General features: G+C 60.6%; 22 protein-coding genes and 1 tRNA gene. 11 read left to right on the plus strand and 12 right to left on the minus strand.

Going from position 1 to position 24,738, the window contains the following annotated elements; all coding sequences use genetic code 11:
* Positions 1-8: 8 nt before the first annotated feature.
* The 4 genes from ASF70_RS08045 to ASF70_RS08060 all read left to right on the plus strand — a co-directional run bounded on the left by ASF70_RS08045 (position 9) and on the right by ASF70_RS08060 (position 4,399).
* Entirely contained in the window at positions 9-1,439 is a 1,431-nt protein-coding gene (locus ASF70_RS08045; protein WP_244474024.1) for a HAMP domain-containing sensor histidine kinase, read from the plus strand.
* A gap of 136 nt (positions 1,440-1,575) precedes the next feature.
* Positions 1,576-1,652, plus strand: a tRNA-Arg gene (locus tag ASF70_RS08050).
* 113 nt (positions 1,653-1,765) lie between these two features.
* The gene (locus ASF70_RS08055) at positions 1,766-3,295 is read left to right on the plus strand and encodes a glycosyltransferase family 39 protein (protein ID WP_244473990.1); all 1,530 of its coding nucleotides are present in this window, start codon (positions 1,766-1,768) and stop codon (positions 3,293-3,295) included.
* Positions 3,296-3,361: 66 nt separating this feature from the next.
* Entirely contained in the window at positions 3,362-4,399 is a 1,038-nt protein-coding gene (locus ASF70_RS08060) for a 4-hydroxyproline epimerase (RefSeq protein ID WP_062578918.1), read from the plus strand.
* Positions 4,400-4,438: 39 nt separating this feature from the next.
* Here ASF70_RS08060 and ASF70_RS08065 read toward each other — a convergent pair whose 3' ends face one another.
* The gene (locus ASF70_RS08065) at positions 4,439-5,365 is read right to left on the minus strand and encodes a tetratricopeptide repeat protein (RefSeq protein ID WP_082471820.1); all 927 of its coding nucleotides are present in this window, start codon (positions 5,363-5,365) and stop codon (positions 4,439-4,441) included.
* A 253-nt stretch (positions 5,366-5,618) separates the two neighbouring features.
* On the opposite strand from ASF70_RS08065, the gene pyrC reads away from it, so the two are divergent.
* The 4 genes from pyrC (at position 5,619) to ASF70_RS08085 (ending at position 9,825) form a co-directional block, all read left to right on the plus strand.
* Complete coding sequence (gene pyrC, locus ASF70_RS08070; RefSeq protein WP_062578919.1) at positions 5,619-6,662, plus strand: dihydroorotase; 1,044 nt, start codon at positions 5,619-5,621, stop codon at positions 6,660-6,662.
* A gap of 113 nt (positions 6,663-6,775) precedes the next feature.
* On the plus strand, positions 6,776-7,951 hold the full coding sequence (locus ASF70_RS08075; protein WP_062578921.1) for a GGDEF domain-containing protein: 1,176 nt from the start codon (positions 6,776-6,778) through the stop codon (positions 7,949-7,951).
* Positions 7,952-8,111: 160 nt separating this feature from the next.
* On the plus strand, positions 8,112-8,807 hold the full coding sequence (locus ASF70_RS08080) for an orotate phosphoribosyltransferase (protein ID WP_062453965.1): 696 nt from the start codon (positions 8,112-8,114) through the stop codon (positions 8,805-8,807).
* A 91-nt stretch (positions 8,808-8,898) separates the two neighbouring features.
* Positions 8,899-9,825 (plus strand): carbohydrate kinase, encoded by a 927-nt coding sequence (locus tag ASF70_RS08085; protein ID WP_062578923.1) that lies wholly within the window; start codon positions 8,899-8,901, stop codon positions 9,823-9,825.
* Positions 9,826-9,888: 63 nt separating this feature from the next.
* On the opposite strand, the gene ASF70_RS23570 is transcribed toward ASF70_RS08085, so the two are convergent.
* The 4 genes from ASF70_RS23570 to ASF70_RS08100 form a co-directional block, all read right to left on the minus strand.
* Positions 9,889-10,053 carry a DUF3096 domain-containing protein gene (locus ASF70_RS23570; RefSeq protein WP_082471821.1) on the minus strand — a complete coding sequence of 55 codons (165 nt, stop codon included), beginning with the start codon at positions 10,051-10,053 and terminating at the stop codon, positions 9,889-9,891.
* A 176-nt stretch (positions 10,054-10,229) separates the two neighbouring features.
* Entirely contained in the window at positions 10,230-11,846 is a 1,617-nt protein-coding gene (gene pgi, locus ASF70_RS08090; protein WP_062578925.1) for a glucose-6-phosphate isomerase, read from the minus strand.
* A gap of 101 nt (positions 11,847-11,947) precedes the next feature.
* A complete protein-coding gene (locus ASF70_RS08095) occupies positions 11,948-13,201 on the minus strand; it encodes an alpha/beta hydrolase (protein ID WP_062578927.1) in 1,254 nt (417 codons plus the stop codon).
* 135 nt (positions 13,202-13,336) lie between these two features.
* Entirely contained in the window at positions 13,337-15,034 is a 1,698-nt protein-coding gene (locus tag ASF70_RS08100; protein ID WP_062453962.1) for a long-chain-fatty-acid--CoA ligase, read from the minus strand.
* A gap of 262 nt (positions 15,035-15,296) precedes the next feature.
* On the opposite strand from ASF70_RS08100, the gene ASF70_RS08105 reads away from it, so the two are divergent.
* Positions 15,297-15,689, plus strand: a complete 393-nt coding sequence (locus ASF70_RS08105) for a PRC-barrel domain-containing protein (RefSeq protein WP_062453961.1) — start codon at positions 15,297-15,299, stop codon at positions 15,687-15,689.
* 64 nt (positions 15,690-15,753) lie between these two features.
* Here ASF70_RS08105 and ASF70_RS08110 read toward each other — a convergent pair whose 3' ends face one another.
* Together ASF70_RS08110 and ASF70_RS08115 are read right to left on the minus strand one after the other, a co-directional pair.
* On the minus strand, positions 15,754-16,599 hold the full coding sequence (locus ASF70_RS08110) for a GNAT family N-acetyltransferase (RefSeq protein ID WP_062578929.1): 846 nt from the start codon (positions 16,597-16,599) through the stop codon (positions 15,754-15,756).
* Positions 16,600-16,628: 29 nt separating this feature from the next.
* On the minus strand, positions 16,629-17,579 hold the full coding sequence (locus ASF70_RS08115; RefSeq protein WP_062580134.1) for a D-2-hydroxyacid dehydrogenase: 951 nt from the start codon (positions 17,577-17,579) through the stop codon (positions 16,629-16,631).
* An 85-nt stretch (positions 17,580-17,664) separates the two neighbouring features.
* On the opposite strand from ASF70_RS08115, the gene ASF70_RS08120 reads away from it, so the two are divergent.
* Together ASF70_RS08120 and ASF70_RS08125 are read left to right on the plus strand one after the other, a co-directional pair.
* Positions 17,665-18,777 (plus strand): NAD(P)/FAD-dependent oxidoreductase, encoded by a 1,113-nt coding sequence (locus ASF70_RS08120; protein ID WP_062578931.1) that lies wholly within the window; start codon positions 17,665-17,667, stop codon positions 18,775-18,777.
* A 115-nt stretch (positions 18,778-18,892) separates the two neighbouring features.
* Positions 18,893-19,147: a DUF6074 family protein gene (locus tag ASF70_RS08125; RefSeq protein WP_062453958.1), complete on the plus strand. Its 255-nt coding sequence runs from the start codon at positions 18,893-18,895 to the stop codon at positions 19,145-19,147.
* Positions 19,148-19,319: 172 nt separating this feature from the next.
* Here the strand turns inward: ASF70_RS08125 and ASF70_RS08130 are convergent, their stop codons facing one another.
* The 5 genes from ASF70_RS08130 to ASF70_RS08150 form a co-directional block, all read right to left on the minus strand.
* On the minus strand, positions 19,320-20,237 hold the full coding sequence (locus ASF70_RS08130) for an SMP-30/gluconolactonase/LRE family protein (RefSeq protein WP_062578933.1): 918 nt from the start codon (positions 20,235-20,237) through the stop codon (positions 19,320-19,322).
* Between the two features lie 40 nt (positions 20,238-20,277).
* A complete protein-coding gene (locus ASF70_RS08135; protein WP_062578935.1) occupies positions 20,278-21,225 on the minus strand; it encodes an ABC transporter permease in 948 nt (315 codons plus the stop codon).
* Complete coding sequence (locus ASF70_RS08140; protein ID WP_062578936.1) at positions 21,222-22,163, minus strand: ABC transporter permease; 942 nt, start codon at positions 22,161-22,163, stop codon at positions 21,222-21,224. The genes ASF70_RS08135 and ASF70_RS08140 overlap by 4 nt, the downstream gene beginning before the upstream one ends.
* Complete coding sequence (locus tag ASF70_RS08145; protein ID WP_062578938.1) at positions 22,160-23,638, minus strand: sugar ABC transporter ATP-binding protein; 1,479 nt, start codon at positions 23,636-23,638, stop codon at positions 22,160-22,162. Before ASF70_RS08145 ends, ASF70_RS08140 begins: the two co-directional genes overlap by 4 nt.
* A gap of 87 nt (positions 23,639-23,725) precedes the next feature.
* Positions 23,726-24,733, minus strand: a complete 1,008-nt coding sequence (locus ASF70_RS08150) for a substrate-binding domain-containing protein (protein WP_062578940.1) — start codon at positions 24,731-24,733, stop codon at positions 23,726-23,728.
* Positions 24,734-24,738: the final 5 nt, after the last annotated feature.

Here is a 24,738-nt window from a genome sequence, read left to right on the forward strand (position 1 = left end):
CCGAGCAGATGCCGCAGCTTTTCCGTGGGCTCTCCGGTCGTCTTCTCTGGCTGACGATCGTCTTCGTGATGCTGGCCGAAATCCTGATCTTCATGCCGTCTGTTGCCGGCATGCGGATGAATTGGCTGCGTGACCGGCTGGATACTGCCGCTGCGGCCGGAATCGTCATCGACGGACTTCAACCGGCGGAACTGCCCCGCGCCGTGCAGGACGACACGCTTCTTGCCACAGGAACCAAGGTGATTGCGCTGCGCAAGGACGGGACCTCGCGCCTGCTGGCAGCAGTCGATGTGCCGCCGCAGATCGACGAGCAGTATGATCTGACCGATACGCCGCTTCTGGTGACGATGCGCGACGCGCTGGACACGCTGTTTTTGGGCGGCGGACGCGTCATGCGCATCTACGGCCCGATCGGAGAAAGTGACATGATCATCGAACTGGTCATGACCGACGATGCTCTGCGCAAGGATATGCTCAAATACGCGAAGATGATGTTTCTCCTGTCGCTGCTGATTTCGATCATCACGGCAGTTCTTATCTTCCTCGCCATCAACCGCATGATGATCCTGCCGATCCGGCGCCTGACGAAAAGCATGCAGAAATTTTCCGAGCAGCCGGAAGATCCTGCGCGTGTGTTTACTGCCGACCGGTCTCGTGGCGAGCTCGCCGTCGCCGGCCGGCATTTGTCGGCCATGCAGACTGAGCTGCAGCGGACGCTGAAACAACAGCGCAACCTGGCCGATCTCGGTCTCGCCGTCTCCAAGATCAACCACGACATGCGCAACATCCTTGCGTCAGCGCAGCTGATGTCGGACCGCCTGACCGATGTCGAAGATCCGATGGTGCGCAGCTTCGCACCAAAACTGTTGCGCACGATCGACCGCGCAGTCGGCTACACGACCGAAGTGCTGGCTTACGGGCAGGCCTCGGAAGCCGCGCCGAAGCGACGTAGGATTCTTCTCGCCGAACTTTTCCAGGAAGTCCGCGACATCCTGGCCATCGATCCTGATGCCGGCATCGAATTTCACGATCAGATCGCCGTCGATCTCGAGGTCGATTGCGACAGCGAACAGATCTTCCGGGTGATCCACAACCTCTGCCGCAACGCGCTGCAGGCGCTGGTGACGTTCGAGCCGGACGACAAGTCGATTGCGCGCCGCATCACGGTGTCAGCCCACAGGGTCGGCAGCGTCGTCAGCATCATGATCGACGACACCGGCCCCGGCATGCCCCGCAAGGCCCGCGAGAACCTGTTCTCGGCCTTCCGCGGTTCGGCTCGGTCCGGCGGCACCGGTCTTGGCCTGGTGATCGCGCGCGAGCTTGTCCTCGCCCATGGCGGCACGATTGCGCTGGTGGAAAAGCCGACCGAGGGTACTCAGTTCCGCATCGAAATTCCCGACCGTCCCGTATCGCTGGACGACTACCGCGCCCGCGCCTGATCGCAAAATCACGCAAATTCAGGGGCTTGCGAACTATTTGACATGAAAATGACAGCCGCTGACCGAAAATCGCTTGCAATCCTTTGCCGCAGCATTTAGAGGATCGCCACGCAAGCAAAACACACTGCTTGCAGACGCACCCGTAGCTCAGCTGGATAGAGCACCAGACTACGAATCTGGGGGTCAGGAGTTCGAATCTCTTCGGGTGCGCCATTCTCTTCTTCCCAAAAATGTTCTCTCAACTCTCGGTCCGCCGGCAATCATTTTTGTTGATTTGTCGATAGGGGATATGCGACCTGCTGTTCCGTCAATTCGGAGCGAGAACCATGCAGAACGCAAACATGCTATCATCGAGAGACGGTGGCTCCGGCGCTAGTGGGGGCATCTCCGGCTTTCTTTCTGGCGGTGTGAAGCCGGTCGCGGTGTTGTTCGGCATCTACTTCATACTCAGCATCGCCATTCGCGTGTCGCTTCCCAATTCGTTGACGCTCGACGAGGCTGAGCAGTCGCTCAACTCGCAGTTCTGGCTGCTCGGCTACGGACCGCAGCCGCCTTTCTACAACTGGGTACAGAACCTGTTCGTTGGCGCGCTCGACATCTCGCTGCTGTCGCTGGCGCTGCCCCGGTTCGGAATGCTGTTCCTGGTCTATCTGTTCATGGGCCTTGCCGCGCGGGAACTGCAGGTCAGCCGCAGCTTTGCCGGCCTCGCCATGCTCAGCCTGACTCTGCTGCCGCAGGTTTCCTTCATGCCGCAGCAGGACCTCACGCACACGATCGCGCTTCTGATGGCGACCTCCCTGTTTTTCTACGGTCTTTGCCGCACGCTGGTGCGTCCTGACTGGCAGGGATATGCGATCATCGGCGTTGCGATCGGGATCGGTACGATCTCGAAGTACAATTTCGTCATCCTTCCGACCGCGACGATCGTGGCGGTTGCGCTCGATCGGGACTGGCGCGCGCGTCTTCTTGATCCGCGCATGCTGCTCGCCGCCGTCATCTGCATTGCCATCGTCCTGCCGCACGCGGTCTGGCTTCTCGGCAATCTCGATCTCGCAACGCGTGGTACGCTCGGCAAAATGGTTGAGTCGGATGCGCCGCAGGGTATTTTCCGCGTCACCAAGGCGCTCGGATCGCTCCTCGTCGCCTGCCTCGCCTTCGGCGCACTGGCTGTCGTCGTGCTGGCACTTGCATTCAAGTCGTCGGTCAAGCGGGCGGTCAGGGCAGGGGATCGCTGGACCACGCTGTTTGGCCGCATCATGCTGTTCTCGCTGGTCGGCGTGGTTGCGGTCGTCCTCGTGGCTGGAACGACACGGATCACCGAGCGCTGGCTCGACCCTTATCTGCTGGCATTGCCGCTATATCTGCTGCTGAAATTCGATCGCGCCGGGGCCGACCTTGGTTTGGGTTTCAAACGGCTGGTCCCCGTGTTTCTGGTGATCATGGCGGTCGTGCTGGTGCCGGGGCCGGCAAAGGTTCTGACGGCAGGCCTGCTTGGACCTCCGGGCCGTATCAACATGCCGTTTGCTGACCTGGCAAAGCAGATCCGCACCGAGGATCGCCCGGCAACCATTCTGGCGCTCGGAATGCATCTTTCCGGCAATATCCGCATGCAGTTTCCCGATGTACCGGTGTTCGACATCGACAGCGCATCGGGCAAGCGCGCGATGCGGGATCTCGCGCCGCCGGTCCTGGTGATCGAGGCGGATGGAGACGGTGCCGTTGTCGAGCCTAAACTCGATGCGGCAATGCTGGAAAGCGCGACCGGTCTTTCCGCCACCGATTTCCGGACAAGGCTCGTTCCGTATCATCGCGCGCCGGACCGAAACATGGGTTTCCGGTACCTCTGGCTTCGCTGAGGGCGGTTTCAAAAAGATCAGGCCGGTGAGATCCGGCAACAGGTTCAAGCGCGTCAGGGGCGAAACATGAGATGGAAACGCACGATGCAGTTGCTGGATGTTCATGCCGAAGGTGAGATTGGACGGGTCGCAATCGGTGGCGTCCCCAAGATCCCGGGCGATACGGTCGCAGCCCAGCTTGCCTGGTTGAATTCCGATCCCAAGGGCCACGAACTGCGCCGCTTCCTCTGCCTGGAACCGCGTGGCGCCCCGATCGGTTCCGTCAACCTGCTGCTGCCGGCGAAGCATCCGGATGCGGATGCAGCCTTTGTGATTCTCCAGCCGGATCAGGCGCATGCCAGTTCCGGGTCCAACTCCATCTGCGCCACCACCGCGCTTCTGGAAGCTGGTATCGTTGAGATGAAGGAGCCCGAGACGGTTGTGACGCTGGAAACGGCTGCGGGCCTCGTCAGGGCCGTTGCTACCTGCCGCGACGGACGATGCGAGAAGGTGAAGCTCACCATGGTGCCGTCCTTCGTCCATCAGCTTGATGTAACGATCAGCACACCACAATGGGGAGATATCACGCTCGACCTGTCATACGGCGGCATCTTCTATGCATTGGTTGATGTCGACCAGATCGGCCTTAAGATCGAGAAGGGCAATGCCGCGGAACTGGTTAAGGCCGGCATGATCCTGAAGGATCTGGTCAACCGGCAGGTCGAGGTCGTACACCCTGAAATTCCCGAAATTTCCGGCGTTGCTTATGTGATGTTTCGCGATACGGAGGCGGATGGCACGGTCAGAACCTGCACGACCATGTGGCCGGGCCGGGCAGATAGGTCGCCCTGCGGCACCGGCAACTCGGCCAATCTCGCAACGCTTCACGCGCGCGGCAGGGCAAAGGTCGGAGACAGCTTCATCTCGCGCTCCATCATCGGCACTCAGTTCGAAGTGGGATTGGCTGCCGAAACGACGGTTGCCGGTAAACCTGCGATCATTCCGACGATAGCGGGACGCGGGTTCACATTTGGTCTGCACCAGATCGCGCTTGATCCGTTCGACCCACTGGCCGATGGTTTCGCGATGACGGATGTCTGGGGTCCGTCAGCCGGAGAGATCTAAGCGGAGGCCGTTGGCGAGCCTTGCGTCGTCTCGACGGTCTTAGATATCTCTGCCGTTCTTGGCAGGAGTCTCAATGTCGCCCTGCTTCAGAACCAGCGTGTTCATACCCTCGTTCATGTCCTGCTTCGGCTGAGCGGGGATCATGCCGAGTTCCTGGAATTCCATGACCTTCTGTGCGCCGAACAGGTCGCCCTTCTCGGCAGCCTTGCGATAGAGGTCGACCGCCTTCTGCGCGTCGGCCGTAATGCCCTCGCCGCTTTCGTACATCAGGCCGAGATTGATCATCGCATCGGTATTGCCGCGCTGTGCAGCCAGATCGTACCAAGCAATCGCCGTCTGATCGTCGGCCGGCAACATCGTGCCTTCGTCATAAATCGCGCCTATGTTGAACGCAGCGGTATCGTCGCCTTCAGCAGCTGCCTTTTCAAACCAAGTGAGCGCCTTGGTGACGTCGACCTGAGTTCCCAGGCCATCGCGATAGGCGACGCCAAGATTGTAGGCTGCGAGCCGGTTACCGCCGTTTGCGGCTTCGGTATAGAGACGGAATTCCTGCTGCTCGTCACCCAAGCGGCCCATCAGCATGCCGAAGTTGACCTTGGCTGCAGGGTAGTTTGCTTCTGCAGCTACATTATAAGCCGTCATCGCCTGATCGGCCTGTTCGGAATTGTTGAGCGCGCGGCCCAGCTGATAGGCGAAACGCGGGTTGCCGGTCGCCTCGTAAGCGGTGCGGCACGCATCAACGGCCTTCACGTCGATGTTTGCGATATCGACCGGAGCAAATGAACCATTGCGCTGCTCGTCGAACGGGCTGCCGGCAAGCTGGTCGCACTCGGTCTGAAGAGCTACAGTCACGAGGAGGTTGGAACGCTCCTGGGCACTCAGGGAAACCGTCAATGCACAGAAAGCTGCGGCAGCGCCTGCTGCAATTGCCAATCCCCTGTTGACTTTCGAATTAAGGGATTTCATCTTCTTGCTCCGGCTGGTAGAACTGTTCGATTGGTGGACGAACGCCGGAAATGCGGACTGGTTCCTGCCGATCTTAAGCTTTCATTGATAAATGGTATCCAGCCTGTGCACATTTGCGTGTAATCGGGGCGTGTAGTGATGGGGTTCCACACTATCGTCCGCGTCAGTTTGTTGTCGCGGTGATTGTTTTGAGCGGAATGTTAATGCTAAGGGGGATGAACTCTTCCAGCGCCAACAACCGCCCAGAGGCCCCATGAATACCATCAGTATCCGCCGCCCCGACGACTGGCATCTGCATTTGCGCGACGGCGCGGTTCTCGAAGGGGTGATCGGCGATACCAGCCGGCATTTCGCGCGCGCGATCATCATGCCCAATCTGGTCCCGCCGGTGGTCACGACCGCAGACGCAAGAGCGTACCGCGAACGGATCATGGCGGCGCTGCCTGTTGGCGACCGGTTCGAACCGCTGATGACGCTGTACCTGACGGAACAGACCGATCCCAATGATCTCGAAGACGGCAAGAACAGCGGCCTGATCACCGCAGTCAAACTCTACCCCGCCGGTGCCACCACCAACTCGCATGGTGGCGTGCGCGATTTCGACAAGGCGATGCCGGCGCTGGAGCGCATGGCAAAGATCGGCCTGCCGCTTTGCGTACACGGCGAAGTCACGACGCCGGACGTCGATATCTTCGACCGCGAAGCCGTCTTCATCGAGACCGTTCTCGATCCGCTGCGCAAGCGCCTGCCGGAACTGAAGGTGACGATGGAGCATGTGACCACGGCCGACGGCATCGACTATATCAAGTCGGCCGATTCCAATCTGGCTGGAACGATCACCACGCATCACCTGATCATCAACCGCAACGCGCTTCTGGTGGGCGGTATCCGCCCGCATTATTACTGCCTGCCGGTCGCCAAGCGCGAAAACCATCGCCTGGCACTGAGAGCCGCGGCGACTTCCGGCGATGCCCGCTTCTTCCTCGGCACCGATTCGGCGCCGCATGTGGATCCGCTGAAGGAATGCGGTTGCGGTTGCGCCGGCATCTATACCTCGCTCAACACCATGAGCTGCCTTGCCCATGTGTTCGAACAGGATAACGCGCTCGACAAGCTCGAAGCCTTCACCTCGCTGAACGGCCCTGCTTGGTATGGCCTGGCGCCCAACGAAGAAAGCATCTCGATGGTTCGCCAGGCTGATCCGGTTGCTTTCCCGGACAAACGGGACACGGGGGCTGGCCTCATCACCGTGTTTGATCCGATGTTTCCGCTGCACTGGGAAGTCGTTGAAACCTAAACGGCATTTGGCAGGAAATTTAAGCTTGACGGTTGCTTGGTAATAATTTGGAGACAAACGGGAGATAGTTTTCCGCCCGTTACCTGACTTCGATCACCGAAGAGTTTGCCGGCATGACGCTAGACTATAAATCTCTTCTGCTTGCACTCGGCGTTTCTGCCGCGTGCCTGATGGTGACCTTGTTCGGCACCTGGTTTTCAAGGCGGACCGATTCTTTCCTGCTGACGCTGGTCATCGCATTGAGCATGACGGTAACCGGCATCTTCGCCTATGGTTTTTATACGGCCGAAGCCGGTACCCTGACCGCATCCGTCGCATACGTGTTCATGATCTCCGGCCTCAGCGTGATATACGGTGCTTCCGTGCAGTTCCGCACCGGTGCAAAGCCTTGGCGGCTTGCCGCACTTTTGGCGCTCGCGGCGATCGCCCCGGGTCTGCCGCTGATGATCGGCGGTCTCGACGGGCTGGGCTTCATCCTGATGAACATTGCAGCAGCGCTGCTTCTTGGCGGTACGGCATGGCAATACTGGCTGGCGCGCAGCGAAGCGCCCGGTCCGCTGACCGGCATGGCCATCCTTTATGCGATGAGCGGATTTTCCTTCGTTCTGTGTGCATCCGTCCTCATTGCCAACCAGCAATGGGTGCTGGGTCACGCCCCGAACAACTGGGCCGAGACGCTCAATATCGGCATCTGCATCGCCGGCATGACAGGCATCGGCGCGCTCTCGCTGGCGCTTCACCAGTGGCGCATGGCAGCGCTCCATCGGCGCGAGGCAATGACCGATGCGCTGACCGGACTGATGAACCGCCGCGCCATGTTCGAGCGCAACGGCGGTCGGATGCTGGGCACCTCCACCGCAGTCATCGTGTTCGACATCGACCGTTTCAAGACAATCAACGACCAGTACGGTCATGCAGTCGGCGATGAAGTGCTGAAGATCTTTGCCGAGGATCTGCTGGTGGAAACGCCGGGCCCCAACACCGCGCGACTGGGCGGCGAGGAATTCGCCGTCCTTCTCGACAATGTTCTGCCGGGGCGCGCCGAGCGGATCGCCAACGATATCCGCAATCGTTTCGGTGCCCGTGACATCACAGTCGGGGTTGACCGCGTGCGCTGCACGGTCAGCGCCGGAATCGCGGTGGGTTCCCAATCGGGCGTGCTTTTCGAAACTGTGCTTAGCCTCGCCGATGCGGCACTTTACGAAGCAAAGCGGGCCGGGCGTGACCGCGTCCAGGTCTCAGGCTACCTGCGGTCAGTGTCGTCGGGCGAAAATCGCACAAGCGCCTGAAAACGCCTGAATTCAGTAAATCGTACCCGCCTTGCGCTGGCGCGGTCTCCCGCTTGCTGATATTGCGGCGCGTGGTTTCTAGATGCAGTTCCGACGAGAATGTCATGCGGCCTTTCCGCAGGGACTTGCGACACGATGAATCGAGCAAAGGAGCGGGCGCATGATTCAGACCACATTTCCGGACCGTAGCGTTATGGCCGAACTCATGGCCAAGATGCTGTGGGAAATCGGTGCGGTGCATTTCAATGCCGAAAAGCACTACAAGTTTGCCTCAGGCATGATGAGCCCGGTCTATATCGATTGCCGCAAGCTGCTGTCCTACCCGCGCATCCGCTCCACCATCATGGATTTCGCCGTGTCGACGCTTCTGCGTGACGCCGGCTTTGAAAAGTTCGATTGCATCGCAGGCGGCGAGACAGCCGGTATTCCATTCGCAGCCCTCCTGGCAGATCGCCTGGCGCTGCCGATGATCTATGTGCGCAAGCAGCCCAAGGGCCATGGCCGCAACGCCCAGATCGAGGGTAACCTGCCCGAAGGTTCACGCGTCCTCGTGATCGAGGATCTGACCACGGCCGGCGGTTCGATGTTCAAGTTCATCGATGCCATCCGCGCTGCCGGCGGCGTCGTCGATCATGGCATGGCCCTGTTCTACTACGGTATCTTTGACGAGGGCGCGCTGCGGTTTGCCGATGGCAAGGTGCAGTTCCACCACATCGCCACATGGCGCAACGTGCTTTCGGTCGCCCGCGACCAGAAGCTGTTCGACGAGAACACGCTGTCGGAAGTCGAGGCATTTCTGGATGCCCCGCTGGCATGGTCGGCCCGCAACGGCGGCATCAGCGAACTGCCCCGCTAAGCATTCGCGGAACGCGAGCTTTTGCTCTGGTCAACGGACAAAAGCTCGCTTATTCCTGTCGAAAACAGGCAAATTCCTTGGGAGGAAATCAATGATCCTGTGCTGCGGCGAAGCTCTTATCGACATGCTTCCGCGTGAAACGACGCTCGGCGAAAAGGGCTTTGCGCCCTATGCCGGTGGTGCGATTTTCAATACGGCCATCGCGCTCGGGCGCCTCGGCGTGGACACGGGCTTCTTCACGGGCCTTGCCGATGACATGATGGGGGATGTGCTGCGCGACACGCTGCGCGGCAGCAATGTCGATTTCAGCTACTGCGCCATCACCGCCCGCCCGTCCACCATCGCCTTCGTGAAGTTGGTGGATGGCCATGCTACCTACGCCTTCTACGACGAGGGAACGGCTGGCCGCATGATCACAGAGGCCGACCTGCCAGCGATCGGCGACGATTGCGAAGCCCTGCATTTCGGCGCGATCAGCCTCATTCCGGAACCCTGTGGCTCGACCTACGAAGCGCTGATGGCCCGCGAGCAGGGCAAGCGCGTCATCTCTCTCGATCCGAACATCCGTCCCGGCTTTATCAAGGACAAGGCCTCGCATCTCGCCCGCATCAACCGCATGGCGGCGATGTCTGATATCGTCAAGTTCTCCGACGAGGACCTCGCTTGGTTCGGCCTTGAAGGCGATGAGGACACGCTTGCCCGCCACTGGCTGCATCACGGCGCAAAGCTCGTCGTCGTGACCCGCGGCGCCTATGGTGCAGTCGGCTACACCGCCAATCACAAGGTGACCGTGCCGAGCGAGAAGGTGACGGTGGTCGATACGGTCGGTGCCGGTGATACGTTCGACGCCGGTGTGCTGGCATCCCTGAAAATGCAGAACCTCCTTACCAAGCCGCAGATCGCAAGCCTGTCGGAGGATCAGATCGCGGCCCTTCTGGCACTCGGCGCCAAGGCTGCGGCAGTCACCGTCTCGCGGGCAGGGGCAAACCCGCCGTTCGCGAAAGAGATCGGGCTCTGAGAAGGACCTTGTCGCCTGCCGACTGTCCTCGTTGATGAACGAAGCAGCGGCAGGACTTCAGGCTTAATTTGGCATCGGGATGTTTTGCATCACATTGGGCCAAAGGCCAGTAACGCCGATGAAGATCAGATAGAGCGCCACCACGTAATTCAGAATGCGCGGCATCAGAAGGATGACAATCCCCGCGATGAGCGCGACGAGCGGCTGTATGAAGACGATCGATTGCATTGTCTTGGCTCCTGGTCAGACTTTGGGCGTTTCGCCTGCAACGGCAAAAATGTCCGCGCCTTCACAAACTCGGTGAGGAGCTATTGGTTGCTCGGATCGCCAATCACGACGAGTCCGGCATGCGCTTCCGTGGTATCAAGGATGAGCCGGGCGAACCCGGCTCATCCTAAGGCGTCTCAGCCAATCAATGCCTTCACGAGACCTTGCGTCGAGCCGTCCTGGTCGTCAGCGGCGGCCTTGCCCTGCACGACGGGCAAAAGACCTGTCGCCAGTTCCTTACCAAGCTCCACGCCCCACTGGTCGAAGGAATTGATGCGGAACAGCACGCCTTCGACAAAGACCCGGTGCTCGTAGAGCGCAATCAGCCGGCCGAGCGCAAACGGCGTCAGCTTCTCGTACACGAAGGTGATCGACGGGCGGTTGCCGGTGAACACCCGATGCGGCGCGATGTGGCTGGCCTTCGCGTCGTCCATGCCGGCCTTTGCCAGCTGCGCCTTGGCCTCATCCAGTGTCCGGCCTTTCATCAGGGCCGCCGACTGCGCCAGGCAATTGGCGATCAGCAGATCGTGCTGATGGCGAAGCTCCGGCTCGAAGCCTGTCTTTGCGATCATGAACTCGGTCGGGATGACGCTCGTGCCCTGGTGGATCAGCTGGTAGAAGGCGTGCTGGCCGTTGGTGCCGGGCTCGCCCCAGACGACCGGGCCGGAATTGCCCTCAACCGGCGTGCCGTCGATCGTCACGCCCTTGCCGTTTGATTCCATGTCGAGCTGCTGCAGATAGGCCGGAAAGCGCAGGAGCCGCTGGTCATAAGGCAGGATCGCGCGGGTCGGGTAATCCAGCACGTTGCGGTGATAAAAGCCGATCAGGCCAAGCAGCATCGGCAGGTTCTGCGCGGTCGGCGCCGTGCGGAAATGGGTATCCATCGCATGCGCGCCATCGAGAAACTTGCCGAAATTCTCAGGACCGACGGCAAGCATCAGCGGCAGGCCGATCGCCGACCAGATCGAATAGCGACCGCCGACCCAGTCCCAGAAGCCGAACACCCGGTCCTGGTCGATGCCGAAGGCGGCAACCTTGTCGAGCGCCGTCGAGACCGCGCAGAAATGATGCTTCACCGCATCGTCACCCAGCTTGTCGGCGATGAACTTGCGGGCCGTGGCGGCATTGGTCATCGTCTCGATCGTCGTGAAGGTCTTGGACGCGACAATGAACAGCGTCGTTTCGGCGTCGAGATGCTTCAGCGTATCGGCGATATGGGCGCCATCGACATTGGAAACGAAATGTGCGCGCGGGCCGTCATGGAAAGGCGCAAGTGCAAGCGTAGCCATGACCGGGCCGAGATCGGAGCCGCCGATGCCGATGTTGACGACGTCGGTGATCGCCTTGCCCGTTGCGCCCTTCAGGCTGCCGGAGCGGATGCCGTCTGCGAATTTGCCCATCGCCGCAAGCACGGCGTTGACATCCGGCATCACGTCCTTGCCATCGACCATCACCGGAGCGTTGGAACGGTTGCGCAAGGCGGTATGAAGAACGGCACGGTCTTCCGTGAAGTTGATGGCGACGCCCGAAAACATCTCGTCGCGCTTTTTCGCAACACCGGCAGCTTCGGCCAGCGTCTCGAACAAAGCGAGGATGTCGTCGTCCACCGCAGTCTTGGAATAATCCATGGTGAGGTCGTCGAAGCTGACGCTGAATTTCCCGAACCGGCCGGGATCAGCAGCAAAAGCCGCGCGGATATCCGTGGCATTTGTCTTCTCGGCAGTGGATTTCAGCTCGTTGACGATGGTCTGCATGGACGTTCCTCGCATTCGGATGGATGCGTGGGAACCTATTCGCTTTCGCGTTCAAATCAAGCGCTGCGCGCGATGTTCGCTGCGTGCCTGGACTTCTGGCCTTACGGAACGATGGCACTTTCGGCCGTGTTGCCGATGGCGCGGCCGAAGCGATCCACCTGTTCGGCGTAGTTGCGCCGCGTGCGCGGGTCGAAGATCGAGATCGGTGTTGAGACGGCAACGCTTGCCGCACTGCCGACCGTCTGCGCCGTGCCGAGCGCCACAGCACCCAGGCGCTCGCCAAGTCCGACATCGCTGTCGGTCACTTCCTGGCCGGCGATCAGCCGGTTGCCGATCAGCTTCACGACATCCGGGCTTGAGGCGAACTTGCCGTGGTTGAGCGGATCGTTCCCCTTCAGCGCCGTCAGATCGAGCACGGTAATACCGGCCTTCTCGAATTCGGTACGATAGGGTTCGACGGTCGGATCCACCTGCCCGAGCCGATCGATATTGCCCGAAATCCGTCGCGACAGATTGAGCGCACGGTCATCGCGCGAAACGAACAACGTGAATTTCGGATGCTTGGGACCAAGCGCCGAGAACTGGTTGGTGAACACGTCGACATCGAGATCCGGCGAGGCAAGGATGACGTTGGTGATCTTCGGTGCCACGCGACCGTCGCGGATCGCCATCTGGCGCAGCGCCTCGACTGTCAGCCATGAACCCATCGAATGCGCCATGATCGTTACTTCGCTGACTTGGGAATCCTTGGAAAGCCGGCTCAGCATGTCTTCCAGCGCGTCACGGGAATAGTTGGTGCTTTCCTTGTCGTAGTTATAGGCAAAGATGCTGCCGCGCGACGGCCATGTGAAGAGGACCGGTGCCACATCGGTGCCGCTGTCGTGGACGATCTGGGCAAAACGGTAGACGGCGTCGTCGTAGCGGTTGTTGAACCCGTGCACGAACACCATTACCCGTCGGCTTTTCGGCAGGTTGCCGCGCAGCCACTCACTGGCACGCTGCGGCGAGAGCGGCGTGACCGAAAGCGTCGCAAATTCCTTGGTCGGATCCGCCACGATCTTTTTCGGCCACTGGACCTCGCCGATCTTGCGGACGGAATCGGGGGGTATCGAGACGCTGATTTCGGTCACGCTCGGGGTCTTGTCGCGCTCTCCGGAAAACAGCACGCCCGGCGTCTCGGAGGGTCGGCGGGTGGTGGCGACGAGAACGTCTACCTTGGATATGCCCTTGGTTTCCGCAGCCCCTGCCGCGGCTGGAACGAGCACGCCTTCAGGCCGCCCGGCGCAGCCCGAAAGGGCGGCTGCCAAGAGCGCAGCAATGACGATGCAACGAAAGGGTCCAGCGCTTTTATCCAAGCGAACTCCACATGCCAAAAAGTTAATTATCCTTAACGGCTAACGGAGCAGGCGTCCAAGGTCCACCTCAAACGGGTGATCTCTCGTCGGACGGGGGCAGTTGGGCAGCGCTTGTCGCAGCCGCGCAACGAATGGCTATTGCCGAAGCTCGCGCCTCAGAATTTTTCCGACATTCGTTTTCGGCAGCGCGTCGCGGAACTCGATAAAGCGAGGGCGCTTGTAGTTTGTCAGGTTGGCAATGCAGTGCGCCTTGATATTGGCCTCGGTCAGTTCCGGATCCCGGCGCACGACGAACACCTTGACCGCCTCGCCGGAATGTTCGTCCTTGACGCCAACTGCTGCGCATTCCAGCACGCCCGGATGGCTCGCCACGACTTCCTCAACCTCGTTCGGATAGACGTTGAAGCCGGAGACAAGGATCATGTCCTTCTTGCGATCGACGATCTTGATATAGCCGGCAGCGTCCATGTAGCCCATGTCGCCGGTGCGGAAGAATCCGTCCGGGGTCATCGCCTTCTCCGTCTCGTCCGGCCGGTTCCAGTATCCGGCCATCACCTGCGGGCCGTGGATGCAGATTTCGCCGACGCCGCCGAGTTCGACCTCCAGCCCGTCGTCGTCGCGGATCGAGATATCGGTAGACGAGATCGGCAAGCCAATCATGCCGGTGAATCCCTGGACATCCATCCGGTTGGCGGTGGCGACCGGCGACGTCTCGGACAGGCCGTAGCCTTCGGTAATCGGGCAACCGGTCATCTCAAGCCAGCGCTCGGCGACCGGCCGCTGCACCGACATGCCACCGCCGAACACAAGCAGCAGCGCCGAAAAGTCCAGCTTCTGGAAATCGGCATTGTTCATCAGCGCATTAAACAGCGTGTTGAGCCCGGGGAAGACGTGGATCTTGTATTTCTGCAGATCCTTGACGAAGGCCGGGATATCGCGCGGATTGGCAATCAGGATATTGTGGCTGCCGGTCGCAACCCCCATCAGCGAATTCACCGTCAGCGCGAAAATGTGGTAGAGGGGTAGCGCGCATAGGAACTGCAATTGCGGCGGACGCGGCTTTGTCAGGAAGGCGGTGTCCAGCCACAGGCCCATCTGCGATGCGTTGGAAAGAAGATTGGCGTGCGTCAGGATCGCGCCCTTGGAAACACCCGTCGTGCCGCCCGTATATTGCAGGAACGCGACATCCTGTGGTCCCACATCCTGCGGCGTCAGGGTTTTGCCCGATCCGTCGGAGAGAACCTGCTTGAAGCTTGTCGCCGAGGGTAACGACCAGTTCGGAACGAGCTTCTTCACCTTTCGCACGACGAGATTGACGATATGGCCCTTGAGGCCCAGCATGTCGCCCATCGTTGCTACGACCACATGCTTCACATCGGTGCCAGCAAGCGACTGTTCTACCGTATGGGCGAAGTTTTCCAGTACGAAGAGCGCCTTGGCACCCGAATCCTCCAGCTGGTATTGCAGTTCGCGCGGTGTGTAGAGCGGGTTGACGTTGACGACCGTATAGCCTGCCCGAAGGATGCCGTAGACAACGACAGGGTTCTGCAGGATGTTCGGCAGCATCACCGCCACCCGGTCTCCCTTTTGCAAGCCCGTCGATTGCAGCCAGGCGCCGATCTTGCGGCTCTCGGCTTCAAGCTCGCGAAAGGTGATGGCCTTGCCCATGCTCGAGAAGGCCGGGCGATCGGCATAACGGGCGCAGCTATTTTCGAATAGAGCGCCGAGCGAAGCATGTGCCAGGGGTGGGATTTCGGGGGGAACGCCGGGCGGGTAGCTGGCAAGCCAGATCTTTTCCCTCGCTGTGGCGGGCTGCTTGGACAATTCGCTCATCTGCGTCTCCTCCCATATCGATCTGCGCGCATCAGGCGCAGCTGGCTGGCGGCTTCCTCCTCCGCCGGCCATCGTCGATGATTATGCCATGCGTCAGCCCCAACAGACCAGCGCAACCTATCGTGAATTGCTATCTAACTTTGACGTAAGCGTCAATGTGCCGAGACTTGATACTCGACAAGCTTTTGGACGCAAAGTGCGGAACCTCCACGGCCGCAAGCCGTTTTTCAACCATAACGACACGACAAAAAGGAGTTGCGTTATGATGCATCATGAACCGCGTGCGGGGCAGGACCCCTATGTCAAGGATACCGTTTCGCTGATTGCCAGCGACAAGGTCGAAGGCACCGCAGTTTACGGCGCCGATGGCAAGCGGATCGGCTCGATTGCGCGAATTCTGCTGGAGAAAAAGGGTGGCCGCGTTGCCTACGCCGTCCTGAGCTTCGGTGGCTTCCTTGGCATTGGTGACGATTACTATCCGCTGCCGTGGGAAAAGCTTCACTACGACGAGGAGCTGGACGGTTACCGGATCGACCTTACCAAGGACCAGATTTCCGGAGCGCCGCGCTACAAGGATATCGACGACGACAGCTTCTATAGCGCGAAGGACAAGTCGGTTTACGACTACTACGGCGTCCCGCCATACTGGATGTAGTCGCTCAATAAGCTACTTTTGATCGAAAGGCCTCGCCGCGTGCGAGGCCTTTTTGCGTTTCCGCTCAATCCAGCCTCAGCACCATCTCGGACTGCGTCAGCCGGCTGCGTCGCCATCCGATGCGGCGCATGAAGGGATCAAGCAACCCAGCTGCAATATTCTCCGCCGTATATAGCCTGCGACCGGGATAGCGCGCCGCGAGGCTGTCGGCCAAGGCGCGGCCGAGACCCTTGCGCCTTTCCGCCGGATCGACCGCGAAACCATAGATCCGCACGTCATCCTTCGTATCATCAAGCAAAGCGACAGCCTTCGTCCCGATCGAAAAACTTCTCAGCGGTGACCCGGGATGGTGAAAACAGTCCGGATCGGTCTGCCACGTCGGGTTTGCATCCGCAAACCGGGACAGCATCGCGGCCGCTTCCATATATTCGCATTCGGCCGCGGGCGGAACCTCCGGCACCGGTCGTGTCCGGCTGCGGCTGAAGCCGACCTGATTGCGGGACATCTCGAAGCCGAGTGACAGATAAAGGTCACGAGCGCGGATATTGGAATCGATCACTTCGAGGATAAGGACGTCATCGCCCCGTGCCCTTGCAGCGGCAATCGCATCCGTCATGACGCGGGTCCCGAGGCCCTGACCGCGGATCGTCGGGCCGATGCCGAGCGCACTGACGCGCGACCGTCGCCCACGTCGCGCAATCAGCAGGGTCCCGGCGGGCTTGTCACCGTCGAAAAACACTTCGCTTGCTTCAGGGTCGACATCTTCACGCGCCATGCGCAAAGAGAACGCCTCAGGCGAAATCGTGAATTTCACCACATAGCCGCGAAAGCCTTCGGTGAAGGCGGCGGCTGCATCCTCCATCGTTGTTTCCGCAAGGCTGCGACGCGTGACGGCTTCCGTTCGCTGCATTGATCAAGACCTCCACCCACCGACACTGTCTACAGAACGTTGGAGGGTGCGCCTTTCTCGAAATTCTCCACATGGTCGATGACCTGTGCCCAGAGCGATTGCATCGCCTCGTCGCTTGCCCAGGCGACATGCGGCGTGACGATCACGTTCGGCCGGTCGAGAACGGCAAGCAGCGGATTGTCCGGTGCCGGAGGCTCCTTCGTCAGCACGTCGAAGCCCGCCCCGCCGATCAAGCCCTCGTTCAGTGCCGTCACCAGGTCGGCCTCGTTCACCAGCCCGCCGCGCGCCGTGTTGATGACCAGCGGCTTGCGCTTCATCTGCCGGAACTCTTCGATGCCGATCATGTCACGGGTCTCGGGCGTCAGCGGCATATGAAACGTGATGATATCGGCGCGCTCGAGCACCTCATTGAACGCCGTATAGCCCGGCGCAACCTCCGTCGATCCCTTGCGATCGGCAAACAGCGGGCTCATGCCCAGCGCTTCGCCGATCCGTGCCACCGATTTGCCAAGCGTCCCGCCGCCGAAAATGCCGAGCGTCGAGCCGGCAAGATCCTTGATCGGATGCTTGAAGAAACAGAACTGGTTCGCCCGCTGCCATTCGCCGTCGATCACGTCCTGACGGAAGCCGATGATCGAGCGGCGCAGCCCAAAGATCAGCGCGAATGTATGCTCCGGAACCGTGTTGACCGCATAACCGCGCACGTTCGAAACGACGATGTCGCGCTCCTTTGCCGCTGCCAGATCAATCACGTCATAGCCTGTCGCTGCGACCGCAATCATCTTCAGCCGCGATGCCTGAGCGATCGAGGCGCCACGCACCGGTGCCTTGTTGGTGATGACGATATCGGCATCGGCAATCCGCGCTGCGACGTCATCTTCAGGCGTCTTGCCGTATTCGATCCACTCATGCGCAAACCCCGGCCTTGTGATCGTTACCGAAGGGCCGATCGTGTCGCGATCCAGGAATACGATCTTCAGCACTGGCTTTCCTCCTCTGGCCTCACCGGATTTCTCGTATAACATCCGTCATGCCGCGTGGAAGGCGGAAACTGCGAGAGTGGGCATGGCGGAAATACTGGAGCTCGATTGCGTCGTCATCGGCGGCGGTGTGGTGGGGCTGGCGATCGCGCGTCGCCTTGCGCTCTCCGGCCGCGAGGTGATCGTGCTCGAGGCCGAATCACTGACCGGCAGCATTACCTCCGCCCGCAACAGCGAAGTCATCCATGCCGGACTCTATTACGCGACAGGCAGTCTCAAGGCGTCACTGTCGGTCGCCGGCAAACACAGTCTCTACCAGTACTGCGAGGAGCGCGGCATTCCCCACCGGCGCTGCGGCAAGCTCGTCGTTGCTTCCAGCGAGACAGAGGTCGCCTACCTCGAGAAACTTCTGAAGCAGGCAACGGCCAATGGCGTCGAGGATTGCCGGCTGATCGACGGCGCGGAACTGGCCGCTATGGAGCCGCAGATCCGCGGCTTCAAGGCGCTGCTTTCGCCCTCGACCGGCATCATCGACAGCCACCGGCTGATGGAAGCCTATATCGCCGATATCGAGAACCACGGCGGCAGCATCGTCCTCAACTCTCCGGTTCTTGGCGGCACCTTGCGGGACGATTCGGTGCGCCTGTCGGTCGGTGGAGCCGATCCGGTTGATGTCGACGCAAAGCTGGTCGTCAATGCGGCGGGCCTCGGCGCGTGGGGCATCTCCGCCGGTCTCGAAGGTCTCAACCCCACGACCATCCCCGAACGCCATTATGCCAAGGGATCCTATTTCTCACTGTCCGCACGCGCGCCGGCGCAACGGCTGATCTATCCGGTGCCGGAACCCGGCGGGCTCGGCGTGCATCTGACGCTGGATATGGCCGGTCAGGCACGGTTCGGCCCTGACGTCGAATGGGTGGAGAGGGTCGACTATGACGTCGATCCCGATCGATCGCAGAAGTTCTATTCCGCCATCCGCCGCTACTGGCCGGATCTTGCCGATGGCACGCTTGTTCCCGCCTATTCCGGCATCCGCCCCAAGGTCGTCGGTCCCAAGAAAGGCGGCGGGGGAGATTTCATCATTCAGGGACCGAAGCAGACGGGTCACCCGGGGTATGCGGCGCTCTACGGAATAGAGTCGCCCGGGCTGACATCGTCGATGGCAATCGCCGAATATCTAGAAAAACTAATGTATTAACGATTTCGCGAGGTTTGGAAACGCACCTCTGCGAGCCTCGTTCAGCTTTTGTGAAGGAGTAAAGCTCATTGTTTCGCTCAGTACGGGCGATTCGCCCGGTATTTACGGAGTTGAAATGACGCTCTTACAGTTCCCGGCCGATCGACGCACTGGTGATGTCAGACGATGTGCTGAAACCCTGAGTGATCTTCATGGCCACGCCGCCAACCAGTTCTGGAGAACGGAAATGGCGGAATTTGCACGGTCCATGCGCCAGCGCGGCGCTGACGACCAGGAAATCTCAAGGCAGGCCGCACTGTTCATGCATGCCGTCCAGATGGAACTGCAGATGATGTTTGCAGAACAGGATGCGGACGTATCAGCTGGCTGATTTTTCGCGGAGCGCGTGACTGGTATCGCGTGACGCGTGAATGACGGGAGGACCGCCTACGGCGGGTAGCCAATCCTCCCGAATGACGCTCCTTGGCGGTGAGCGACGGGTTGTTGAATAATAACCGAAGCTTGCCTCACCATGGATTGCGTTTTGCTAATTTTACACTTGCTCAGCTAACGCCGGCGCCCGTTGTTGCAAGGAAGATCGCATAGAGCGATTTCGTCGCCGTGATGAACAACTGGTTGCGCCGCGGGCCGCCGAACGTGAGGTTCGCCGCCGTCTGCGGCAGCAGGATTTTCCCCAAAAGCTTGCCGTCGGGACCGAAGCAATGAACGCCGTCTCCGGCGCTCGTCCAGACGTTGCCTGCTACATCGACGCGGAACCCGTCCGCCAGACCGTTGTCGATATCGCAGAATACCCGGCTGTTTTTAAGCTGCCTGCCGTCCACGACATCGAAGGCGCGGATATGACGTGGCGCGGACGGGTCGTGGCTGGAGGATGAGTCGGCCACATAGAGGATCGTTTCGTCCGGCGAGAAGGCAATCCCGTTCGGCTGGCCGAAATCGGTCACCACGGCATCGATCTCGCCGGTTTGCGGATCCAGCCGATAGACGTTGCGGGTCGCCTGTTCAGGCTCGGCGCGAAAACCCTCGTAATCCGATTTGATGCCATAGGTCGGGTCGGTGAACCAGACGCTGCCATCCGAGCGTACCACCACGTCGTTGGGCGAATTCAGCCGCTTGCCCTCATAGCTTTCGGCAAGCACGGTGATCGAGCCGTCGATCTCGGTGCGGGTGACGCGGCGACCACCATGCTCGCAGGAGACAAGCCGCCCCTGCCGGTCGCGGGTATTGCCGTTGGTGAAATTGGAGGGGGTGCGAAACACCGAAACGCCGCCGTCCTTCACCCAGCGCAGCATCCGCTGGTTGGGAATGTCGCTCCAGATCAGGCATTGCAGATCGGAAAACCACACAGGCCCCTCCGCCCAGCGGCAGTCGGAATAGAGCTCCTCCAGGCCTGAACTCGGAACGATCAGATGCCGGAAGCGGTCGTCGTGGATTTCGTAATGTGAAGATGTCTGCGACATGGCATTGCGTCCGGTTGAAACTGTCTGAACTGTTTGAAGATTATCGGCCCGATTGCCGACCGCCGGCCAGAAGAATGACGGCGATGATGATCGTGCCGGTAAGGATGAGGCGCACACCGGCGCCGAAACCATAGGTGTTGAGCATCGACACGACCAGGAACATGAACAGCGAGGCGCCCCAGATGCCCGGTATGTTCGAATTTCCGCCCGCCACCGCCGTGCCGCCGATGACCACGACGGCAATCGACATCAGCAGGTACTCCGAGCCCATGTTGAGCGCAGCACCTCCGGAGAAGCTCGCCAGCAGATAACCGCAGACGGAAGCGAGAACCGCGCACAGCATATAGGTGACAAGCCGCGTGCCATCGACAGGGATACCGGTCATGCGGGCTGCAAACGTGCTCTGGCCGATCGCCGAGATCCAGCGGCCGTAGATCGACTTCTCAAGTAGCACCCATGCTCCGGCCGAAAGTATCAATGCCACCAGCGCCACGTTGGGAATGCCGAACAGACCGGATGTGGCGAATTCCGCCAGCGTTTCCGGCGGCTTGATGCGTAGGCCGCGATTGCTCCAGATCGCCACCGACTGCACGATGAAACTCATCGACAGCGTCGCGATGATCGGCGGAATGCGCAAGAGCTTGATCAGGATGTAGTTGCCCAGCCCGACGACGAGGCCGATGCCAACAGAGGCAAGAAGACCGACGACGATCATGCCGTCCTGCACATCCATCAGCTTCAGGGCAAGCGTGCCTGACAGCGTCATCGTCGCCGGCACGGATAGATCGATATTGCCCGGCCCGAGCGTGATGACGAACATCTGGCCGATGCCGACGATGACGGAAAAGGCCGCAAAGGTCAGCGCTGCCTGCGACAGGCCGAACGAACTTGCCCCGCCGGTAAAGAGAACGGTGATGATCCAGACGATGGCGGTCGCTGCAAACGACCAGATCCAAGGCTTGGCGACGAGAAGACGTTGCATGGTCATTGGCTCTTCTCCCGCTTTTCGAGACGGTTGAGGGCGAGGCGAAGGGCGAGCACGACGATCAGGATCGCACCCTGCGCGCCGATCTGCCAGTCCGGCGAAATCCGCATGAAGGAGAGGAACGATCCGGCAAGCGTCAGCGTCAGCGCCCCGATGACGGCCCCGATCGGCGACACCTTTCCGCCGACGAACTCGCCGCCACCAAGAATGACGCCGGCGATCGAAAGCAGCGTGTAGCGCAGGGCGATATTGGCATCGGCAGAGGTGGTGAGCCCCACCAGCGCGATGCCGGCAAGCACCGCAAACAGCCCGGCCAGCGCGTAGGTTCCGGCACGGATGCCGATCACCGACCAGCCGGCCCGTTCAACCGAACGGTCGTTGCCGCCGACGCCGCGCATGAGAACCCCGAACGACGAGCGCATCACGATATAATGGGTAACGGCGGCGATCAGGATGCTGGCAACGATCGCCATCGGCACGAGCGGCGGCTTGGCGGTCATGATCCATCGCGCAAAACCCGGTGCCGTACCGCCAGGCGAGGGGAGGATCAGCACCGCAAGCCCGCCCCAGACAAAACTCATCCCGAGCGTAACGACGATCGACGGCAGTTCGCGCAGATGGATGACGACGCCGATGACGGCATAGGTCGCGATCGCTCCGAGCAGGATCAGGATGCCGAGTGCCGGCGAGGTCTGCAAAAGCGTTGCGGCGACACAGGCGCAGAAGCTCACAAACGTGCCCATCGACAGGTCGAGGTCGTTGACGGACATGATCAGCATCTGGGCGATGGTCGCAAGCGCGATCGGCACCGCTAGATTGAACAGCAGGTTGAGGCCGTTATAGCTCATGGCACGCGGCTGCATATAGAAGACGGCCGCCAGCAGCAGCACCAGCGATGCGGCGGGAATGATCAGGCGAATGGTGCCGGACGAGATCTTCATGCCGCTTCTCCCTGCGAAAACGAGGCAGAAAGCACGCTCTTCTCGCTGATCTCCTCTCCGACAAGTTCGGCGACGATCGCGCCCTCGCGAAACACATAGACCCGGTCGCAGAGCCGGATTTCGTCCATCTCGGTCGAGTACCAGATGAATGTCCGGCCGTTGGCGGCCTCCGAGCGCAGAATTTCATAAACTTCCTGCTTGGTGCCGATATCGACGCCGCGCATCGGATCGTCCATCAGCACGATATCTGCGGTGGTCGCGAGTGCCCGCGCAAACAGAACCTTCTGCTGGTTGCCGCCGGAAAGCGACAGGATGCGGTTGCCCATGTCGGGCGTGCGAATCTCGATCCGCTTCTTCCAGCCTTCGCCGAGCGCAGTCTCGCGGTCGCCATCGATCATCCGCTTCGATGACAGCTGGTCGAGCGAAGCGATCGACAGGTTCTTGAGAATGCTCCAGAGCGGAAACGTGCCGTTCAGGCTGCGGTCACCGGCGACGAAGGCGATGTCGCGCTTTTTCGTCGGAAACCAGTTGCTGTTGCGCGCCAGATAGAGATCGAGCAGCGCCTGCGTCTGGCCATGGCCGCCGAGACCGGCAAGCCCGATCATCTCGCCGCGATAGGCTTCGAAGGGCAAAGCATTTCCCTGTCCATGCCCGCGCCCACGCCGCGCCGGCATCGAAAGCACCGGAGCGCCCGACTTCGCAACCGCGGGGCGGGAAAGCTCCTGTTCGCGCACCACATTGCCCATCGCCTCGACAAGGCTGCGGTTATTGAATTTTGAAGCGGCGCGATCTGCCACCACGCGGCCATCCTTCATCACAACGATGCGGTTGGACGTGGTGAGGATTTCGCCGAGAATATGCGAGATCAGCAGCACCGACCCGCCGGCGGCAACGAACTTGCGGATATAGGCCATCAGCTGTGCGGCAAGTCCGGCATCGAGCGATGACGTCGGCTCATCCAGAATGACCAGCTTCGGCGGCGCCGAGATGCCGGCAAAGCTGATGGCGATCTCCACCATCTGCCGTTCGGCGATCGAGAGGTCGTTGACCGTGCTGTCGCAATCGATGGCATGGCCGGGAAAGATGTCCTGCAGCTGGGTTTCGACCAGCGCAAGCGCCCGGCCGCGCCAGTTCCATCCTTTCAGCTCCGCATGCATGATGCGGGCGTTTTCACCGACCGTCAGGTTTGGGCAGAGCGACAGTTCCTGGAATACGCAGCGCACGCCGTTGGCACGCGCAGCCGAAATGCCCCGCACATCGTTGCCGCTGTAGCGGAGCGAGCCTTCATGGGGAGATAAGCCGCCATTGATGACATTGACGATGGTGGATTTGCCGGCACCGTTATGGCCGACCAGCCCGACGCATTCGCCCGCGTGGATCACGAGGTCGGCGCCATCAAGCGCCTTCACGGCTCCGAAAGTCACACGGACGCCGCGCGCGGCCACAACCTCTTGTCGGTTCAAGGTTTCGCTCATGCAGATCGCAGTCTGTTTTTTGAATGGGAAATCATGCCGGGTCGCGAGAGGTCGAAGCCCTCGCGGCCCGGCACGCGGGAGGCGACGCTACTTGGCGTCGATCACCTTTTGGGCGTCTGCCAGCGAATATTCGACATTCGCCACGCCACCCTTCTGGGTGGTCTTCAGGCTCTCTTCCAGACCGGCCTGGTCGATGCTGAGGAACGGCACGACGAGGTCTTTCTTGACCTCCTTGCCGTCAAGGATCTGCTGGGCGACCCAGAAGGCGAGCGTCGAAACGCCAGGCGCGATCGAGACCGACATGGTCTCGTAACCATCCTTGTCCTTCTGCTGCTTCCACCACACGAGTTCGTCTTCGCGGTTGCCCATCACGATCGTCGGCGTCGGGCGCTTGGCGGCGGCAAATGCCTGGGCCGCACCATACCCGTCGCCGCCCTGTGTCACCACGCCAACTACGTCCGGAAGGCTCGGCAGGATGCCTGCAACCGCACGCTGGGCCACGTCCTGCGCCCAGTCGCCGTTGACAGAGCCGACCACCTTGAACTGGGTGTGCTTGGCAACGCCTGCCTGGATGCCGGCATGGATCTGGTCGTCCACGGAAACGCCGGCAAGGCCGCGGATTTCGAGAAGATTGCCGCCCTTCGGCAGCTTCTTCGCGAGATAGTCGACCTGGCTCTCACCCATCTTCTTGAAGTCGACCGCGATGCGCCATGCGCAGGGTTCAGTCACGATACCGTCGAAGGACACGACGGTGATGCCGGCGTCGCAGGCTTCCTTGACGGCGCCGTTGAGTGCGGTCGGCGACGCGGCATTGATGACGATCGCATCATAACCCTGCAGGATCATGTTCTGGATCTGGGCGGCCTGTTCGGTCGCCTGGTTTTCGGCCGTGGTAAACGGATCAGCAGCTGCGACCACGCCATTGGAAACTGCTTCCTTGGTGATTTTGTCCCAGCTCGTCAGCATCGCCTGTCGCCAGGAATTGCCGGAATAATTGTTGGAAAGCGCGATCTTCTTGGATGAGGTATCGGCAAGCGCCGGACCACACAGGCACGCGACGGCAACGGATGCCGCAAGCATCGTTCTGATATTCATGATTT

The organism is Rhizobium sp. Leaf321, from assembly GCF_001423215.1.
GTDB classification, from domain to species: domain Bacteria; phylum Pseudomonadota; class Alphaproteobacteria; order Rhizobiales; family Rhizobiaceae; genus Neorhizobium; species Neorhizobium soli.

Excerpts from the sequence above, each read along its gene's own strand:
- ASF70_RS08045 (WP_244474024.1), top strand. The coding sequence starts at position 9 with ATGCCGCAGCTTTTCCGTGGGCTCTCCGGTCGTCTTCTCTGGCTGACG.
- ASF70_RS08055 (WP_244473990.1), top strand. The coding sequence starts at position 1,766 with ATGCAGAACGCAAACATGCTATCATCGAGAGACGGTGGCTCCGGCGCT.
- ASF70_RS08060 (WP_062578918.1), top strand. The coding sequence starts at position 3,362 with ATGAGATGGAAACGCACGATGCAGTTGCTGGATGTTCATGCCGAAGGT.
- ASF70_RS08065 (WP_082471820.1), bottom strand. The coding sequence starts at position 5,365 with ATGAAATCCCTTAATTCGAAAGTCAACAGGGGATTGGCAATTGCAGCA.
- pyrC (WP_062578919.1), top strand. The coding sequence starts at position 5,619 with ATGAATACCATCAGTATCCGCCGCCCCGACGACTGGCATCTGCATTTG.
- ASF70_RS08075 (WP_062578921.1), top strand. The coding sequence starts at position 6,776 with ATGACGCTAGACTATAAATCTCTTCTGCTTGCACTCGGCGTTTCTGCC.
- ASF70_RS08080 (WP_062453965.1), top strand. The coding sequence starts at position 8,112 with ATGATTCAGACCACATTTCCGGACCGTAGCGTTATGGCCGAACTCATG.
- ASF70_RS08085 (WP_062578923.1), top strand. The coding sequence starts at position 8,899 with ATGATCCTGTGCTGCGGCGAAGCTCTTATCGACATGCTTCCGCGTGAA.
- ASF70_RS23570 (WP_082471821.1), bottom strand. The coding sequence starts at position 10,053 with ATGCAATCGATCGTCTTCATACAGCCGCTCGTCGCGCTCATCGCGGGG.
- pgi (WP_062578925.1), bottom strand. The coding sequence starts at position 11,846 with ATGCAGACCATCGTCAACGAGCTGAAATCCACTGCCGAGAAGACAAAT.
- ASF70_RS08100 (WP_062453962.1), bottom strand. The coding sequence starts at position 15,034 with ATGAGCGAATTGTCCAAGCAGCCCGCCACAGCGAGGGAAAAGATCTGG.
- ASF70_RS08105 (WP_062453961.1), top strand. The coding sequence starts at position 15,297 with ATGATGCATCATGAACCGCGTGCGGGGCAGGACCCCTATGTCAAGGAT.
- ASF70_RS08110 (WP_062578929.1), bottom strand. The coding sequence starts at position 16,599 with ATGCAGCGAACGGAAGCCGTCACGCGTCGCAGCCTTGCGGAAACAACG.
- ASF70_RS08120 (WP_062578931.1), top strand. The coding sequence starts at position 17,665 with ATGGCGGAAATACTGGAGCTCGATTGCGTCGTCATCGGCGGCGGTGTG.
- ASF70_RS08125 (WP_062453958.1), top strand. The coding sequence starts at position 18,893 with ATGACGCTCTTACAGTTCCCGGCCGATCGACGCACTGGTGATGTCAGA.
- ASF70_RS08130 (WP_062578933.1), bottom strand. The coding sequence starts at position 20,237 with ATGTCGCAGACATCTTCACATTACGAAATCCACGACGACCGCTTCCGG.
- ASF70_RS08135 (WP_062578935.1), bottom strand. The coding sequence starts at position 21,225 with ATGACCATGCAACGTCTTCTCGTCGCCAAGCCTTGGATCTGGTCGTTT.
- ASF70_RS08140 (WP_062578936.1), bottom strand. The coding sequence starts at position 22,163 with ATGAAGATCTCGTCCGGCACCATTCGCCTGATCATTCCCGCCGCATCG.
- ASF70_RS08145 (WP_062578938.1), bottom strand. The coding sequence starts at position 23,638 with ATGAGCGAAACCTTGAACCGACAAGAGGTTGTGGCCGCGCGCGGCGTC.
- ASF70_RS08150 (WP_062578940.1), bottom strand. The coding sequence starts at position 24,733 with ATGAATATCAGAACGATGCTTGCGGCATCCGTTGCCGTCGCGTGCCTG.